Source organism: Euzebyales bacterium (genome assembly GCA_035461305.1).
In the GTDB taxonomy this organism is placed as follows: Bacteria; Actinomycetota; Nitriliruptoria; order Euzebyales; family JAHELV01; genus JAHELV01.
In genome coordinates this window covers 1-15,595 of the sequence record DATHVN010000208.1, presented here as the reverse complement: position 1 = coordinate 15,595, position 15,595 = coordinate 1, and the positions used below count along the sequence as shown (strand labels likewise).

General features: G+C 71.0%; 17 protein-coding genes and 1 tRNA gene. 8 read left to right on the top strand and 10 right to left on the bottom strand.

Features of this window, described 5'->3' with window-relative positions; all coding sequences use genetic code 11:
- Nucleotides 1-10 precede the first annotated feature (10 nt).
- From VK923_19015 to VK923_19005, 3 genes are all read left to right on the top strand, one after another.
- Nucleotides 11-1,309, top strand: coding sequence for an AMP-binding protein (locus tag VK923_19015; GenBank protein HSJ46773.1), 1,299 nt, complete (start codon nucleotides 11-13; stop codon nucleotides 1,307-1,309).
- A 9-nt stretch (nucleotides 1,310-1,318) separates the two neighbouring features.
- Nucleotides 1,319-1,915 (top strand): aminodeoxychorismate/anthranilate synthase component II, encoded by a 597-nt coding sequence (locus tag VK923_19010; GenBank protein HSJ46772.1) that lies wholly within the window; start codon nucleotides 1,319-1,321, stop codon nucleotides 1,913-1,915.
- 113 nt (nucleotides 1,916-2,028) lie between these two features.
- Nucleotides 2,029-2,343, top strand: a complete 315-nt coding sequence (locus tag VK923_19005; protein HSJ46771.1) for a hypothetical protein — start codon at nucleotides 2,029-2,031, stop codon at nucleotides 2,341-2,343.
- Here the strand turns inward: VK923_19005 and pknB are convergent, their stop codons facing one another.
- From pknB to VK923_18975, 6 genes are all read right to left on the bottom strand, one after another.
- Complete coding sequence (pknB, locus tag VK923_19000; GenBank protein ID HSJ46770.1) at nucleotides 2,344-4,395, bottom strand: Stk1 family PASTA domain-containing Ser/Thr kinase; 2,052 nt, start codon at nucleotides 4,393-4,395, stop codon at nucleotides 2,344-2,346. It lies immediately after the preceding gene.
- Between the two features lie 37 nt (nucleotides 4,396-4,432).
- Nucleotides 4,433-5,923, bottom strand: coding sequence for a penicillin-binding protein 2 (locus VK923_18995; protein HSJ46769.1), 1,491 nt, complete (start codon nucleotides 5,921-5,923; stop codon nucleotides 4,433-4,435).
- 106 nt (nucleotides 5,924-6,029) lie between these two features.
- Nucleotides 6,030-7,427: an FtsW/RodA/SpoVE family cell cycle protein gene (locus VK923_18990; GenBank protein ID HSJ46768.1), complete on the bottom strand. Its 1,398-nt coding sequence runs from the start codon at nucleotides 7,425-7,427 to the stop codon at nucleotides 6,030-6,032.
- A complete protein-coding gene (locus VK923_18985) occupies nucleotides 7,424-8,797 on the bottom strand; it encodes a Stp1/IreP family PP2C-type Ser/Thr phosphatase (GenBank protein ID HSJ46767.1) in 1,374 nt (457 codons plus the stop codon). Before VK923_18985 ends, VK923_18990 begins: the two co-directional genes overlap by 4 nt.
- On the bottom strand, nucleotides 8,794-9,267 hold the full coding sequence (locus VK923_18980) for an FHA domain-containing protein (protein ID HSJ46766.1): 474 nt from the start codon (nucleotides 9,265-9,267) through the stop codon (nucleotides 8,794-8,796). The genes VK923_18985 and VK923_18980 overlap by 4 nt, the downstream gene beginning before the upstream one ends.
- Nucleotides 9,268-9,272: 5 nt before the next feature.
- Nucleotides 9,273-9,989 (bottom strand): DUF3662 and FHA domain-containing protein, encoded by a 717-nt coding sequence (locus tag VK923_18975; protein HSJ46765.1) that lies wholly within the window; start codon nucleotides 9,987-9,989, stop codon nucleotides 9,273-9,275.
- A gap of 127 nt (nucleotides 9,990-10,116) precedes the next feature.
- Here VK923_18975 and VK923_18970 point away from each other — a divergent pair.
- Nucleotides 10,117-10,201 (top strand) — tRNA-Leu (locus VK923_18970).
- A gap of 58 nt (nucleotides 10,202-10,259) precedes the next feature.
- On the opposite strand, the gene VK923_18965 is transcribed toward VK923_18970, so the two are convergent.
- A complete protein-coding gene (locus VK923_18965) occupies nucleotides 10,260-10,925 on the bottom strand; it encodes a DUF4191 domain-containing protein (GenBank protein HSJ46764.1) in 666 nt (221 codons plus the stop codon).
- 68 nt (nucleotides 10,926-10,993) lie between these two features.
- On the opposite strand from VK923_18965, the gene ppk1 reads away from it, so the two are divergent.
- On the top strand, nucleotides 10,994-13,069 hold the full coding sequence (ppk1, locus tag VK923_18960; protein HSJ46763.1) for a polyphosphate kinase 1: 2,076 nt from the start codon (nucleotides 10,994-10,996) through the stop codon (nucleotides 13,067-13,069).
- 7 nt (nucleotides 13,070-13,076) lie between these two features.
- Here the strand turns inward: ppk1 and VK923_18955 are convergent, their stop codons facing one another.
- Entirely contained in the window at nucleotides 13,077-13,640 is a 564-nt protein-coding gene (locus VK923_18955) for a CGNR zinc finger domain-containing protein (GenBank protein ID HSJ46762.1), read from the bottom strand.
- 73 nt (nucleotides 13,641-13,713) lie between these two features.
- On the opposite strand from VK923_18955, the gene VK923_18950 reads away from it, so the two are divergent.
- The 3 genes from VK923_18950 (at nucleotide 13,714) to VK923_18940 (ending at nucleotide 14,830) form a co-directional block, all read left to right on the top strand.
- Nucleotides 13,714-13,938 (top strand): hypothetical protein, encoded by a 225-nt coding sequence (locus tag VK923_18950; protein ID HSJ46761.1) that lies wholly within the window; start codon nucleotides 13,714-13,716, stop codon nucleotides 13,936-13,938.
- Between the two features lie 314 nt (nucleotides 13,939-14,252).
- Entirely contained in the window at nucleotides 14,253-14,474 is a 222-nt protein-coding gene (locus tag VK923_18945; protein ID HSJ46760.1) for a hypothetical protein, read from the top strand.
- Nucleotides 14,475-14,500: 26 nt separating this feature from the next.
- On the top strand, nucleotides 14,501-14,830 hold the full coding sequence (locus VK923_18940) for a hypothetical protein (GenBank protein ID HSJ46759.1): 330 nt from the start codon (nucleotides 14,501-14,503) through the stop codon (nucleotides 14,828-14,830).
- Nucleotides 14,831-14,871: 41 nt separating this feature from the next.
- On the opposite strand, the gene VK923_18935 is transcribed toward VK923_18940, so the two are convergent.
- Both VK923_18935 and VK923_18930 read right to left on the bottom strand, forming a co-directional pair.
- Nucleotides 14,872-15,261: a nitroreductase family deazaflavin-dependent oxidoreductase gene (locus VK923_18935; protein ID HSJ46758.1), complete on the bottom strand. Its 390-nt coding sequence runs from the start codon at nucleotides 15,259-15,261 to the stop codon at nucleotides 14,872-14,874.
- Nucleotides 15,258-15,595: hypothetical protein (locus VK923_18930; protein ID HSJ46757.1), on the bottom strand; the 338-nt coding region annotated here is incomplete at its 5' end. The genes VK923_18935 and VK923_18930, both read right to left, overlap by 4 nt.

The window sequence follows — 15,595 nt, the reverse complement described above, 5'->3', positions numbered from 1 at the left end:
GGCCCGACCGATGTCCGGCTGGGATCCGGCGGAGGCGCCATGGGCCGCGGCGTACCCGGCGGGGGTACCTGCCACCTACCGCTATCCAGCCGTGCCCGCCGGCCGGCTGCTTGATGATGCGGCGCAGGACTTCCCCGACGTCGTCGCGGTCGAGTACCGCCGTCACCGCATGACGTACCGCAAGCTGGCCGACCACGCAGACCGACTGGCGATGGCGCTGTCGACCCTCGGTGTCGGTGTCGGCGACCGGGTTGCCGTGGCGCTACCGAACTGTCCGCAACTGGTGATCGCGCTCTTCGCCGCCTGGCGCGTCGGGGCGTCGGTCGCCCTGCGCGAGCGTTCGGATCCCGGTGAGCTGGTGGCCGCGGACCCGCACGTCGTGGTGACCTTGGACCAGTGGTACGCCGACGGCGTCGCGTCGGCACGGCCGTCGCTGGGCGACGATGCGACCGTCATCGTGACAGGGCGCAGCGACTACCTGCCGTTCCCGAGCAACGTGATGGCATCGTTGCGCGGGCGGTTCCCACGCATCACCGAGACGGAGCGCGTGCTGCGGTTCGTGGACCTGATCCGGCGCAGCCATCCCGCCCCCGCCGGGACGGCGGTGCCGGCGGAGGAACCGGTCGTCACGGCCGACGGCGCGACGGCCACCGAGCGCGCACTCGTCGTGAACTGCTTCCAGCTGCGACTGTGGCTTCCGGACATCGTCGCGGGCGACGAGCGCGTCCTGCTCGCCGTGCCGCTGTCGTCGCTGATCGGCGTCGTGTGGCTGCTCAGCACGGTGCTGTCGGCGGGGAGGATGATCCTGGTCGACGAGAGCCGCGCCGCGCAGCGGCAGCGGACGGCCGTGCGCTCCGGACCGACGATCCTGCCGTTCGACGCAGCCGTCGCCGGCGACCTGCTCCGGTCGTCGTGGCGGCGGGGGACCCTCGGCTCGGTGCGCATCGCGGTCTCCACCGACGGTCTGGACGATGAGGTCGGTGCACAGCTCGAGCAGCTCACCGACAAGGGCCGCATCCGGCGGGCGTGGGGGATCCACGGTCTCGTGACGCACGCCGATCCGATCTACGGTCGCGTGCGACCGGCGAGCGTTGGCCTGCCACTGCCTGACACCGACGCCGTGGTCGTCGATCCCGATACGGGCGATCGTCGGCCGCTCGGCGACGTGGGGCGGCTGTGGCTCCGCGGGCCTCAGCTGGACTTCGACGCGTGGGTCGACGCCGGCTGCGACGCGACCCTCGACCGCGAGGGCTACCTGCTCCTGCATGACGACCCGAACCGTGGCAGCCCTTCGTTCCCAGGCCCCTAGCATGTGGGCATGACCGCGGTTCGGCTCTTCGTGATCGACAACTACGACAGCTTCACCTATAACCTGGTCCAGGAGCTCGGTGAGCTCGGCGCGCGGGTCGAGGTGGCGCGCAACGACGCGTTCGAGCTCGACGACGTGCGTGCCGCGGCGCCGGACGGCATCGTCGTCTCGCCGGGTCCCGGGACCCCGCTCGACGCCGGGCTTTCCAACGACGTGATCGCGACATTTGGGGACCGGGTACCGCTGTTGGGCGTCTGCCTCGGGCACCAGTGCATCGCGCACGTGTTCGGTGGCCGGGTCGTGCGGGCGCCCGAGCTGCTGCACGGCAAGACGTCGCAGATCCACCACGGCGGCGCCGGCATCTTCGCCGACCTGCCCAGCCCGATCATGGCGACCCGCTACCACTCCCTGATCGTCGCCGACGAGGGCCTGCCCGAGGTGCTCGAGGTCACGGCACGCACGCATGACGGCCTGATCATGGGCCTGCGCCATCGCAGCCGCCCGATCGAGGGTGTGCAGTTCCACCCGGAGTCCATCCTGACCACCGCCGGAATGGACCTGCTGCGCAGCTTCGTCCGCCGGGCGGCGCCACAGCCGATTGGCTGACCCCGACGTCGTCGTCGCAGGACCTCGCCCGGTCTTACCGCCGCGCGGGCGCTCGTCGACGCCGGCAGCACCGTCCGTCTCCTCGACGGCTCGCCGACAACGCACGCAAGGACGTGTCGGCGCGACCGGCCGCCACCCTGCACGCATCGGGCGGATGGAGCGGTGCCTGGTACGACGCGCCCGACGACGTGGTCGGCTCCACGCTGCTCGCGTGGCTGCAGCCCTGGCTGGGCTCGGCGACCGTCCTGACGTGGCAGGTCACGCGGTGGCGCTACGCCCGGCCACGCGACCTGGTCGCGCAGGCATCACTCGTCGCCCGGCTCCACGGCGCGCCTGTGGCCTTCGCCGACGACGGCGTTCGGGCACGCCAGGATCGAGGATGCGCGCGGAGCGGCCTCGCCGCAGCGGAGGCCCTGCTCGATGGCTGATCAGCCGTCGCCGCCCCCGCCACCGTTGCCGCCACCTCCACCACCGTTGCCACCGCTGACGCCGTCACCGGACGTCTGCTCGGGTCCGGTGGACACGAGCAGTGCGACGGGGGTCTGCTCCTCGACCACGTCGCCCGGCTCGGGATCCGTCGCGATGACCTCGCCCACGTCGAACTGGTCGCTGGGCTCCTCGACGACCTCGCCAATGGCCAGGCCGGCCTCCTGCAGTGTGGCCTGGGCATCCTGGATGTCGTCGCCGATGACGTCGGGCACCTCGGTCGTCGTCGGCTCGGGCTTGGGCTCGGGCTCGGGCTGTTGCTCCGGGCCGCGGGAGATGACCAGCGTCACGTCCGAGCCCTTGCGTGCGAGCTGGCCACCCACCGGCGACTGTCGGATGACCCGGCCCTCCTCGACGGTGTTGCTGAACTCCTCGCTCACGAACACGCCGAAGCACGGCTGCGGGTCGCAGGCGTCGTTGAGCGCCTGCTCAGCGTCCTCCTGGAACCGGTCGACGACGTCGGGGACCTCCGCCTGGTTCGAGCCGGTCGAGATGACGAGGTCGACCTCGGTGTCCTCGGGCACCTCGGTCCCCGCGGTCGGGTCGGTCCGGATGACCCGGCCCTCGTCGACGGTGTCGCTCGCCTCCTCGGCCACGTTGCCCACCCGGAGGCCGACGTCGTTCAGTTGCTGCCGGGCCTGCCGGCGGGTGTCGCCGGTGACGTCGGGGACCGCGACCGGCGGGGCTCTGCGGTTGACGGTCAGCGTGATCGTCGTCGACTCGACCGGCACCTCCTCCTGGCTGGGCTCCGGATCCTGTTCGACGACCTCGTCGACGTCGGCACCGGAGCGTTCGACCGTCTTGATCTGGATGTCGGTGAAGCCCTGCCTGGTGAGCAACTCGGTCGCCTCGTCCTGGGTCAGGCCGACGACGTCGGGCACCTGGGCGGTGGCTTCCTGCTCCGCGCCGAGGTTGGTGATCAGCCACCAGCCACCCGCCAGCAGTGCGAGGAGCAGAACGATCGCCGCGATCATCCACCCCGCACGGCTGCGCGGCTCCTCCTCCTCGTAGCGGTCGTCGTAGTAGGCGTCCTCCTCGACGGGCCGTGTCTCGGTGCCGGCAGGCACGCCGGACGACACGACCGTCTGCTCGTTCCAGTGGTCGGCCGCCTGGGTCGCGGCCCACGCTCCGGCCATCGGAGCGGTCACCGGCACGCCGGCACGCGCACGCTCGAGGTCGGCGTTGAACTCCCGGCCCGTCTTGTAACGGTCGTCGGGGTTCTTCGCCATCGCCTTCAACGTGATCGCGTCGAGTTCGGGGGTCGACTCGTCCGAGAGCTCGGACGGCGCTGGCGGCATGGCCGACACGTGCTGGTAGGCGAGCGCGACGGGCGAGTCGGCGTGGAACGGCTGCTGGCCCGCGAGCAGCTCATACAGCACGCACCCCAGCGAATAGACGTCGGTGCGCCGGTCGACGGTGTCGCCCTGCGCCTGCTCGGGCGACACGTAGGCGGCGGTGCCGAAGACCGAGGCGGTCTCGGTGATGGTCTCGGCATTGACGGCACGGGCGATGCCGAAGTCGGTGACCTTCACCTCACCGTCGTGGGAGATGAGGATGTTGCCCGGCTTGATGTCACGGTGGATCAGCCCGTGCTCGTGCGCGTAGTTCAGTGCCAGCGCCGCGTCGCCGACGATCTCGGTGACCCGATCCGCGGTGATGCGCTCCGTGCGCGTCAGCTCGCGCAGGCTGCGCCCGCGCACCAGCTCCATGACGATGAAGGGGCGGCCGTCGGTCTCGCCCGCGTCGTACACGCTGACGATGTTCGGGTGGTTCAGGCTGGCCGCCGACTGGGCCTCCCGCCGGAAGCGCAGCAGGAAGTTCGGGTCGTCGGCGTAGCGCGCGTGCAGGATCTTGACCGCGACCTCCCGGTCGAGCTGCTCGTCGTAGGCACGCTGGACGTCGGCCATGCCGCCCTGCCCGATGCTCCCCCGAAGCCGGTAGCGGCCGGCGAGCAGCGTCGGGACGCCGCTCATGGGCCTGGTGTCGTCTGACATCTCGTCCTCGCTGTCTGCCGCGACTGACGGGCGGAGGTCACTGCGTCGTGTCGAGTGCGGCCTGCATGACGTCCCGGGCGATGGGACCGGCGATGGCCCCGCCGGTCGCCTCGCTTCCGGCGCCCCCGCCGTCCGGGAGGACGACGGCGACCGCCACCGCCGGGTTGCGTGCGGGTGCGAATCCTACGAACCACACGGTCGGCGAGCGACCCTCACCAGTCTGCGCGGTCCCGGTCTTGCCCGCGACCCGGACTCCAGTGATCGCCGCCGCCGTGCCGCTGCCGGCGTCGACCACATTCTCCATCATGGCCTGCAGGGCGATGGCCGAGCTGCGGCTGAGCGCCTGGGCGTTGGATTGGCCGGGCAGGTCGAGCTCCTCGGCCGGGAACTCCCTGATGATCCGGCCGGAGGTGTCCTCGACGCGGTCGACGATGCGCGGTCGCATGACCACCCCGTCGTTGGCGATCGTCGCTGCCACCATCGCCATCTGCAGCGGTGTCGCGCGCACGTCGCGCTGCCCGATCGCGCTCTGCGCCGTGGCCGCCGGGTCGAGGTCCGACGGCACGGCGCTGACGGCGTTGACGGGCAGCTGGAACTTCCACTCGGCGTTGAACCCGAACCGGGCGGCCTGCTCGGCGAGAGCCTCGGAACCCAGCTCAAGGCCGATCTGGGCGAACGTGGTGTTGCAGCTGATCGTCAGCGCCTGAAAGAGCGTGATCGGCTGGCCACCGTTGCAGGTGCTGCCGCCGAAGTTGCCGATGGTGGAGGTCGTCTTCGGCAGGTCGAGCGCGGCCGGGTCCGTGAAGGTCTGCTCGGGGCTGATGCCGTTCTCCAAGGCCGCTGCGGCGGTGACCATCTTGAAGGTCGAGCCGGGCGGATACGACTCGCGGACGGCGCGGTTCAACAGTGGTTTGGCGGGGTCGTCGTTGAGGCGCTCCCACGCGGCACGCACCTCCTTCAGGCGATGGCTGGCCAGCTCGTTGGGATCGTAGGTAGGTGACGACCACAGTCCGAGCACTGCGCCGGTCGTCGGCTCGAGCGCCACGACGGCGCCCTCGCGATCGCCGAGCGCCTCGCGTGCGGTCTGCTGCACGGCCTCCTTGACGGTCGTGTGGACCGAATCCCCCGCACGCTCGCGGCCGGCCAGCAGGTCGGCGAGGTTGCGAGCGAACGCCTCAGGCGCGTTGCCGATCAGTTCCTCGTCGAACGCCCGCTCGATCTCGGAACGCCCGAAGATCGGCGACGAGTAGCCGGTGACGTGCGCGAACAACGGGGCGCTGGGATAGGTACGCAGGTACTTGAGCTGGCCCTTGGTCTCGACGGACTCGGCGATCGGCCTGGTCGTGGCGCCTCGTCCGATCAGGATCCGGCCCCGCTCGGACTCGTACTCCTCGATGAGCTGCCGGGCGTTGGCGCTGTTGGACACGAGGTCGTCCGCCCGCACCACGTGCAGGTAGTTGAGGTTGATGAACAACGCCCCGAAGAGCACGACCATCGCCAGGGCGACCCGGCGGATGCTGGCACTCATGATGTGTGCCTCCGGTTCTCGGACTGCGAGGCGCGGTGATCCCGCACGTGACGGGTCGGTCGAAGATCCGGGGACACGCCGCGGGTGGGACCACCGCGTCGAGCACTCATGTGCGGACCTCGGTCGTGGCGCCGGCTTCCACGTCGTCGCTGCGCTTCGACCTGCCACGACGTCGCGGTGCAGGGCGGGCCCCGAGCTCGCCGGCCGAGATGCGGATCAGCAGCCCGACCAGAACATAGTTGGCCAGCAGCGACGACCCGCCGTACGAGACGAAGGGCAGCGTCAGGCCCGTCAGGGGGATCAACCTGGTCACGCCACCGACGATGATGAAGACCTGCAAGGCATAGAGGGTCACCAGACCCATCGCGAGCAGCTGACCGAACTCGTGCTGGCAACGTATCGCGATCCGGTAGCCGCGGCCGATGAACAGCATGTAGCACAGGAGCAGGGCGGTGGTCCCGAGCAGCCCGGCCTCCTCGCCGAACGCGCTGAAGATGAAGTCTGTCGAGACGATGGGGATGTAGTCGGGGTGTCCCTGGCCGAGGCCGACGCCGGCGACGCCTCCGGTGCCGAGGGCGATCAGCGACTGCTGCAGCTGCCCCGCCCCGAACGCGTCGCTGTTCCACAGGTCCAGCCAGATCCCGATCCGGTCCCGGACGTGGCCGAACAGCAGGTACGCGACGTAGCCGCCCAGCGCGAACAGGCTGATGCCGCCGAGCACGTACGCCACCCGTGCCGTCGCGACGTACAGCATGCTGATGAATAGGCCGAACAGCAGGAGCGACAGGCCCAGGTCGCGCTCGAACACCAGGACCCCCAGGCTCAGGCCCCACACGGCCAGCACCGGCCCGAACGCGCGCGCCGGCGGGACCATCAGCGGCCCCACGCGGTTCGTCGCGACGGTCAGCAGCTGCCGGTTCTCGGCGAGGTAGCTGGCGAAGAACACCGCGAGGCCGATCTTGGCGAACTCGCCCGGTTGGATCGAGAGCCCGGCGACGCGGACCCACAGCTTCGCGCCGTTGATGTTCGCGCCGATGACCGGCAGCACCGGCATGAGCAGGAGGACGAGGGCGGCGATGCCGATGCTGTAGCGGTAACGGTCCAGGACCTCGTAGTCGCGGATGAACAGCAGGGTCGCCAGCAGCAGGCCCACGCCGACCATCGTCCAGATGGTCTGGGACGGCGCCAGCTCGGAGGCGTCGCTGGCCGCCAGGGCGTAGTCGATCCGGCGGATCATCACCAGGCCCAGGCCGTTGAGCGCGAACGCCAGCGGGAACAGTAGCGGGTCGGCTCCCGGCGCGATGCGCCGCATCACCAGGTGGGTCCCGACGGCGATGACGGCCAGGATCCCGCCGTACCCGGCCATGCCGGCAGGCAGCTGTGGCTCGCGGGCCAGCCCGACCAGCGCGTAGGCGACCAGGCAGACCATGAGCGCCAGCACGAGCAGGCCGAGCTCGGTGTTGGCCCGCCGTCGCGCCTCCAACTTCGTCTGCGACGCGTTCACGGTCCCCGCGTGGGCTCGGTCAGCGGCACGCCGACGGACGGTGCCGGCTCCTGGCTCTCACGCAGCTGCTCCTGGAGGTCCTCGACGATTCGTTGGGCGTCGGACAGGCTCTGTGCCGTCAGGCCCTCGGCGATCGCCTGCTGGCGGAACGCCGGGAACTCCGACACGGGCGTCGTGGTGATCTCGGTGGGTACCACCCGCGCGGCGGAGATCCCCGCGACCTCCTGCGGCACACCGCGGAAGATCGCGACCATGCCCTCGTGCTCACCGACGAAGTAGGACCGTGACAGCAGCAGCCAGCCACCGCCGATCAGCACGCCGGCGACGAGCGCGAGCGCGAGCAGCACCGTGGCGACGCGCGCGATGCCGATGCGCCTGGTCGGTGCCGGTGCAGGTTCGACCTCCGGTGGGGCGCCGACGCGTCCGACCTTCTCGGCCCACGCCTCGTCCGACGGCGGCCTCCCGCTGTTGATCGTGATCTGGTCCGTGGTGGCGGTTCCGGCATCGCCGCCGCCGTCCTCGTCGACCGCGGTCGTGGTTCCACCTTGCGCGGGCCGGGTGGCGAGCTGCCGGGTGGTCGAGCCGGTCGCCGTTGTCGTGGCGGTGGGTGCCGACCCGTCCCAACGGTCGCCGACGCGGATGAGCACCGTGGTGATGTTGTCCGGACCGCCGGCGGCGTTGGCCTCCGCGAGCAGCGCCGCGACGGCCTCGTCGCCGTCCGCGGTCTGGTCGAGGATCGCGGCGATGCGCGCGTCGTCGACTGGGCCGGACAGGCCGTCGGAGCAGAGCAGGACCTGGTCTCCGTCGCGCAGGGTGATCGGCGGCAGCACCTCGACCTCGACAGTCGTCTCGTGGCCGATCGCGCGGGTGATCACGTTGCGCTGCGGATGGGTCGCCGCCTCGTCGCGCGAGAGCCGCCCATCCTGGATCAGTCGCTCGACCAGCGTGTGGTCGGTGGTCAGCTGGCTCATGTCCTCCGCGTCGCGCAGCAGGTAGGCGCGGCTATCGCCGACGTGGGCGACGTGCAGCTGACCGTCGCACACGGCGACCGCGGTCAACGTCGTGCCCATGCCCTCCAGCTGCGGGTCGTTCGACGCGCGCTCGACCACGAGGGTGTTGGCCTCACGGACGGCGGTCGCCAGCGCGTCCGTGACCTCGGCGGGACCCCGGAGGGTGCTGATGTCGAGCGCACGCAGCGGCTCGAGGGCTGCGTCCGAGGCGATCTCGCCGGCCTGGTGGCCACCCATGCCGTCGGCGACCGCGTGGACGGCGTCGCCCACCAGGTAGCTGTCCTCGTTGCCCGAGCGCACGCGTCCGGTATGCGTCCCGCCGAACGCCCGGACCGTCAACGCGTGCCCGCGCACCGTCACTTCCTGACCTCGACGATCGTCTTTCCGATCCCGAGCTGATCACCGGCCGCGATCTGCGTCGGCGTGGTCACCTTGACCCGGTTGAGGAACGTCCCGTTGGTCGACTTCAGGTCTGCGACCATCCAGCTGCCGTCCGCCTGGTAGATGCGTGCGTGGTCATCGCTGACGTACGGGTCCTCGAGGCGCACTGTACTCGACGGCGAACGCCCGAAGCGCACGGCCTGGCCCCCGAGCTCGATCACCCGTGGCCGTCCCTCCGGGATGTGCACCACGAGCTGGCTGGGAACGGCCCGCTTCGCGGGAGGCTGGGCGGCGGCCTTGTCGCTTCCCTGGGGTCGCGTGCGCGCAGGCCGCGGCGGCGCCGGACCGGCCCGGAGGTCCCGGACCACGGCGCGCACGGCGCGCCACACGAAGATGTAGAGCAGCAGTAGGAAGAACCCCTGCAGCAGCCACAGAATGATCGGTGGCATCGCAGTCAGCGACCTGCGACGAAGCGCAACCTGACGTTTCCGAGCTCGATGTCCTCTCCGCCCGTGAGGTATTCCCGGTCGACGGTCGCGCCGTTGACCACGATCCCGTTCGTCGAACCGAGATCCTCGATCAGCCACCCCTGGTTCGCCCTGCTGATGCGTGCATGGCGGCGTGAGACCGACGGGTCGTCGAGCTGCACGTCACAGCCGGGCATCCGCCCGACGACGGCCTGGTTCGGCAGGGGGATCTGCTGGCCCGCCTGGTCGACGAGCTCGAGGGTCGCATGCGCCGTACCGGCCAGCGCCCCGCCCCGCGACGGCGCCGAGGTGCGCATGCGTGCATCGCCGCCGGCGGAGGCTTCGACCTTGCCGCGCAGCTCGTAAGTGCCCAGCGGCACGTCCTCGTCGATGGCCAGCTCGATGCGCGCGGGACCACGCAGCTGCCAGCCGCGCTCGGCCGCGGTGCGCACGAGCACGTCGCTCAGCTCGTTGGCCAGCGACTCGCCGAACTCGCGGAAGCGCTCGTGGTCCCGGGGGTTCAGCTCGAAGCGGTAGACGTTCGGAACGAACACGCCGTCGACGCCGACGTTCTGGTAGTTCCCGGCATACCGTTGGATGGCCTTCGCGAGCTCGACGGGTTGGAGGCCGGACCGGAACGCCCGGGCGAAGAAGCCCTCGACAGCGCCTTCGAGACGTCGTTCAAAATCTCGCAGAACACTCATCCGTTCGCTCGGTTCCTCGTGGTAGCGGGTGCAGGGGACGGCCGCAGCGTGGTGCGCGCCGGCGTGCGCGCCGCAAGGTGCTCCCGGCGATGCTACACTCCGCGCGCTGCAGCGTTGATCGTCCCACGGGCGAGTGGCGGAATTGGCAGACGCGCAGGATTCAGGTTCCTGTCTCCGTTCAGGAGGTGGGGGTTCAAGTCCCCCCTCGCCCACCGGTCGATGCTGCCTGCGGCCGAGCGCACCGGCCGCGAGGTTCGGGGCGCAGACCCCTCAGCGTGGCCGGCGGACGTTGGGCATCGGGCCCTTCGGCAGCGGCAGGTCGCTGCCGCCAAGAGCGTGCAGCCGGCGGTCAAGGGGCCCGATCTCCTTGGCCTTCATCGCCCGCGGCAACTTCATGATGTGCATGCGCAGGTCCGACAGCTCGACCTGGCCGTCGCCGCCGCCGACGCTGACCTCGTGCACGGGGATGTCGCCGCTGATCCGCGCCGTCTTCCGGGCCTCCTGCTTGAGCAGCGCCCTGACCCGGGCGCGGCGACCCTCGCCCACGAGGATGACCCCCGGTTTGCCGACGACGCGGTGCACAAGGTCCTGCTTGCCGCTGAAGGCCACCGCCGGGGTGACCTTCCAGGCGCCTCGCAGCTGCTGGAGCACCGCCAGGGCGGCACCGGGCTGCCCCTCGATCCGGGCGATCGCGGCGCTCTGGCCCCGGATGCCCAGCACGATCATGGCGCTGGCACCGGCCGTGAACAGCCCGCCGATGATCCCGAGGACCGGAGACCCCAGCCATGTCAGCAACGCCAGGGGGACCACAAGACCGGCCAGCGCTGCCAGAACCATGTAGAGCAAGAGCCGGTTGTCCGCTGCGCGCGTCTGGGTGAACGCGAGGCGGATTTGTTGCAGCCGCTCGCCTACTCGGTCTCGGAATCGGGAAGCCATGAGGTGATGGTAGGTCGTCGCGTGCATGCTGTGCACCGTCGCACGAGATGACGTCAGGAGATGGGGCCATGTCCGAGTCGCCGCCGGCATCACCGTCGGGCCTGGGCAGCGCGCGCTACCTCAACCGCGAGCTGTCCACGATGTCGTTCAACGCCCGCGTGCTGGCGGTCGCGGCGGACAAGCGCCGGCGGGTGCTGGAACGCGCGAAGTTCCTGGCCATCTTCGCGACCAACAACGACGAGTTCTTCCAGAAGCGCGTCGGCAGCCTGCTCGAGCAGGCCAAGACCGGTGCCGAGACGGTATCGCCTGATCAGATCCCCCCGGCGGACCAGCTGGCGGCGGTGCGCGCGTATGCCCAGGAGCTCGCAGACGAGCAGTCGGCGCTGTTCAACGACGAGGTCGCCCCCGGTCTGGCGGCTGGCGGCGTCGAGCTGTGCAGCTGGGACGACCTCGACGACGACGAGCACACCTACATCGCCAACCACTTCGACGCCCAGGTGTTCCCGGTCCTGACGCCGCTGGCGATCGACCCGGGCCATCCGTTCCCGCACATCTCGAGCCTGTCGTTGAACCTGGCTGTGGTGCTGCACGACCCCGGCAGCTCCCGTCGCCAGCTGGCGCGCGTCAAGGTCCCGTCGCTGCTCGACCGCTTCGTGCGCCTGCCCAGCGGCACGCGGTTCATCCCGATCGAGCTCGTGATCGCCAACAAGCTCGACACCCTGTTCCCGGGCATGGAGGTCCGGGAGTGGCACCTGTTCCGGGTCACGCGCAACGCCGACCTGGCCATCCGCGAGAACGAGGCGGAGGATCTGCTCGAGACGATCGAGGACCACCTGCTCGAGCGCCGGTTCGGCAACGCGGTGCGCCTCGAGCGGCACCCGTCGATGCCCGACTGGCTGTCGGACCGCCTGCTGCGTGAGCTCGACCTCGGCGCGTCGGCGGTGACGCTCGTCAACGCCCTGCTCGACATGTCCGCGTTGTGGGAGCTGTACGGGGCGGGTCCGGCCGAGCTGCGTGACCCCCCGTGGGAGCCGCAGGTGCCGGCCCGCCTGGCGCAGCTCGACAGCTCGCCGGACGCGCTGTTCGAGGAGATCGCCCGCGGCGACATCCTGGTGCACCACCCCTACGACAGCTTCGACGCGTCGGTGCAGCGCTTCATCGTCGACGCCTCGCGGGATCCGACGGTGCTGGCGATCAAGGTGTCGATCTACCGCACCACGGAGCAGGAGAGCCCCATCGTCGAGGCCCTGATCCGCGCCGCCGAGGCCGAGAAGCAGGCCGTCGCGATGGTCGAGCTCAAGGCCCGCTTCGACGAGGAGGCGAACATCCAGCGGGCGCGGCGTCTGGAGGACGCGGGCGTCCATGTGGCCTACGGGCTGATCGGGCTCAAGACCCACTCGAAGGTGGCGCTGGTGGTGCGCGAGGAGGACGGCGCGTTGCGCCGCTATGCCCACATCGGCACCGGCAACTACAACCCGAGCACGGCGAGGATCTACGAGGACATCGGCGTGCTCACGTGCGACCCCGACACCGGCCGCGATCTGTCGCAGCTGTTCAACATGCTCACCGGCTACAGCCGCCACGACGACTACTCCACGCTCCTCGTGGCGCCGCGCTCGCTGCGCCCGCGCCTGACCGCGCTGGTGCAGCGCGAGATCGAGGCCGACGACGGCCACATCGTCATCAAAGTCAACAACCTCGTCGACACGGACCTGATCGACGCCTTCTATGACGCCTCGGATGCGGGCACGCCGGTCGACCTGATCGTGCGGAGCACCTGCTGCCTGCGCCCCGGCGTGCCGGGCCTGAGCGACACCATCAAGGTCCGCTCGATCGTCGGCGACTTCCTTGAGCACTCGCGGATCTTCCGCTTCGGCTCGCCGGCGCGTGGCTACGACTACCTGATCGGCTCGGCGGACCTGATGCCGCGCAACCTCGACCGGCGCGTCGAGGCGGTCCTACCGGTCTCCGACGAGGATGCGAAGGCCCGCCTGCAGGAGATCCTCGACATCGAACTGGCCGACGACCGGCTGGCCTGGGAGCTGGACGGCGAGGACGGCTCCTGGCATCGCGTCGAGGAGCGCGACGGCGTCCACACGCACGACCGGTTGCGCGAGCTCGCGATCGAGCGGGCGCGCCACTGAGCCACGTTCACGCCCCCCTGGCGTCGCGCTGGCGGGCGCGGTGCGCGGTCACGTGGGCCAGGTTGGCACAGCCGTCACCGCAGAACCGTCGTCGGTTGTTGCGGGAGGTGTCGACGTAGACGTCCCGGCAGGCGACGCCGTCACATCGTCCGAACCGCGATAGACCGCCGGTGATCAGCGCGGTCGCCAGGCCCATCGCTGCGATCGCGGCGAGACGGTTGACCGGTGTCGCGTCGGCGGGGTCGTAGTGCAGGTGCCAGTCGCTGTCGTCGTGGCCGCTGATCTGTGGGTGCGCGCCGGTCCGGGCGAGCTCGGCGTTGACCACCGCGACCGCCTGGGCCGCGTCCTCGGCGGTGAAGACCTCGTGCAGTCGGTCGGCCAGCTCCGTGACCGCGGGGGTGTCGGCGTTGGTGATGCCGCTGTCTTCCAGCCCGTGCGCACGGAGGAACGCACGGAGATCGCCGGGGGCCTCCTCGCCGCGCCCAGCGGCGATCCGTGGTGCGGAGCCGTAGTCGTTGATGAGGTCGACAGCCAGCACGACGGACGCATCTGTGTAATGCTCGTAGTCCACTTGACTCCTTACGGCGGTATGGGTAGAGTGTAAGCCATCAACTACGTTATACACCTTACAGGAGGGAGCGGCCATGCATCCGTACGTTCTGGCCGACATGTCCGATCGTCGCCTCGAGGACTACCACCGGCGCGCGGAGCACGCCAGGTTGGCGGCGGCCGCCCGCCGGGCATCGGGTTCGATCCACCGCGTCGGTCCCCTGCGGGCCCGCGTCGGGGGGCTGCTCGTCACCCTGGGCACCGCTGTCGCGGGCACGCGCGCGCCTGCGTACACGGCTCGGCTGCGGGGTGCGCGATGATGCGCGTCTGGTGCGACGGCTGCGACGCACACGTGCTGATCTGGCCCAGTGACCTGAAGGGCGTGCTCAACACCGCTCGCGGCGCGATCGTGTCGTATCGCTGCGGTGCAGGGCACGACGGCGCCGAACTGATCCCACCTATGGTCGGTCCGCGCTCGTGAGCCCGGTCGACGACATCGTCGCAGGACTGCTGTCGATGGCGCACATCGGGCGTGACGCGGTCGGATCGGCCCCGTCCGCTCCGCCTGTCGTTCAGAGGCCGGCGGGTGGATGGACGGCTAGGCTGCCTGCTCTGCGAGGCCATGAGGTCACCCATGCTCCTGCACCGCCACGTCCTGCTGCTGCCTCTGCTCTGGTGCGCCGTACTCGTCGGGTGCGGCGCCGAAGCTGTGGACGCGACCGGCTCGGCGGAGACGACGACCTCCGCAGCGGCGGAGCCGGGTGAGATCGCCCGCCGACCGCTGACGCCGGTCGCACCCGACGGGGGGCCGATCGAGACGGCCGGGGACCACGACGACGTTGGTGACGGGCACTGATCGTGTGCACGGCGGTCAGGATCGTGGTGTGCGCGCCGACGCGCGAACGTCAGGTGGCGCTGCGGCGCGCGGCGGTCGGTGTGGCGTGGCAGGTCGTCGCGCTGGTCGCCGACGTCGACGCCGCCACCGACCGGCTCGCGGCCGCGCGGGGCCGCGTGCTTGTCGTCGACGCTGCCGTCCCGGGCGCCGGCAGCGGCGAGGTCGCGGCGCGCGTGCGCAACGCCGCGCCCGGCGTCCTGCTCGTCGGCATCGGCGAGGTGGCCGGCACCGACGCCGGGGTCGCCGCGGAGGAGCCCGGGCGTCTGCCAGACGTGCTCGCCGACGTGCTGCACGCCGGCGGCGACCACCCCCACTGACGGACGCCGCAGGCCCGGCCGGAGCTCACCGATGTGGGACGTCATCCGCGCCGGATGCTGCCACCGACGTCGACCGCGACCGGCAGGGCGGTGTCGCGCCACCTCGTGAGGTCGCGCGCTCCGCTCGTGTACCGGCTCCAGACGAGCCCACGGGCCAGCGCGTCCTCCTGGTCGTCGGGGGCGAGCACGCGCGCGAGGCCGGCGGATGTCCGACCGGCGATCCGCACAGTCACGCGTGGCTCCCGCCGCAGGTTGCGCACCCAGTCGGCATCGTCGCGGCCGCCGGAGAGGAAGTAGACCGTGGTGTCACGCGCGGCGAACCAGATCTCGATCTCGTGGGGGTCGCCGGTCACCCGCCCGACGGTGGTCAGGTACGCGAACGCCTCGTCGGTCGCAGACGCCAGCCACGCCGCGATCGCGTCGCCGCTCACGCGGCGGCCGCCATCCGGCGCTCGAGCTCGGCGCGCATGTCGCCGGCGCGCGTTCCCAGGGTGTCGAGGAGGTGCACGCCGGGGTCCGGCTCCTCCCGGGCGCACAGCGCCGGGACCACGTGCTCGGCGCCGATCCAGCCGTGCCGGCGCGCCATGGCCTCGCGAAGGGCTCGCTCGAGGGCCTGCCTGGCGCCCGCGGTGAACGGCCGGTGCCGTCGTGACCACCGGCTGCGCCGTCCGGACGTCGACCGATCCACGACCGGTGAGGCCGGTGGCAAGACGACCTCGGCGCCGAGGCCGACTGCCCTCAGTGCCGCGGTGTCCGCGTCGTCGA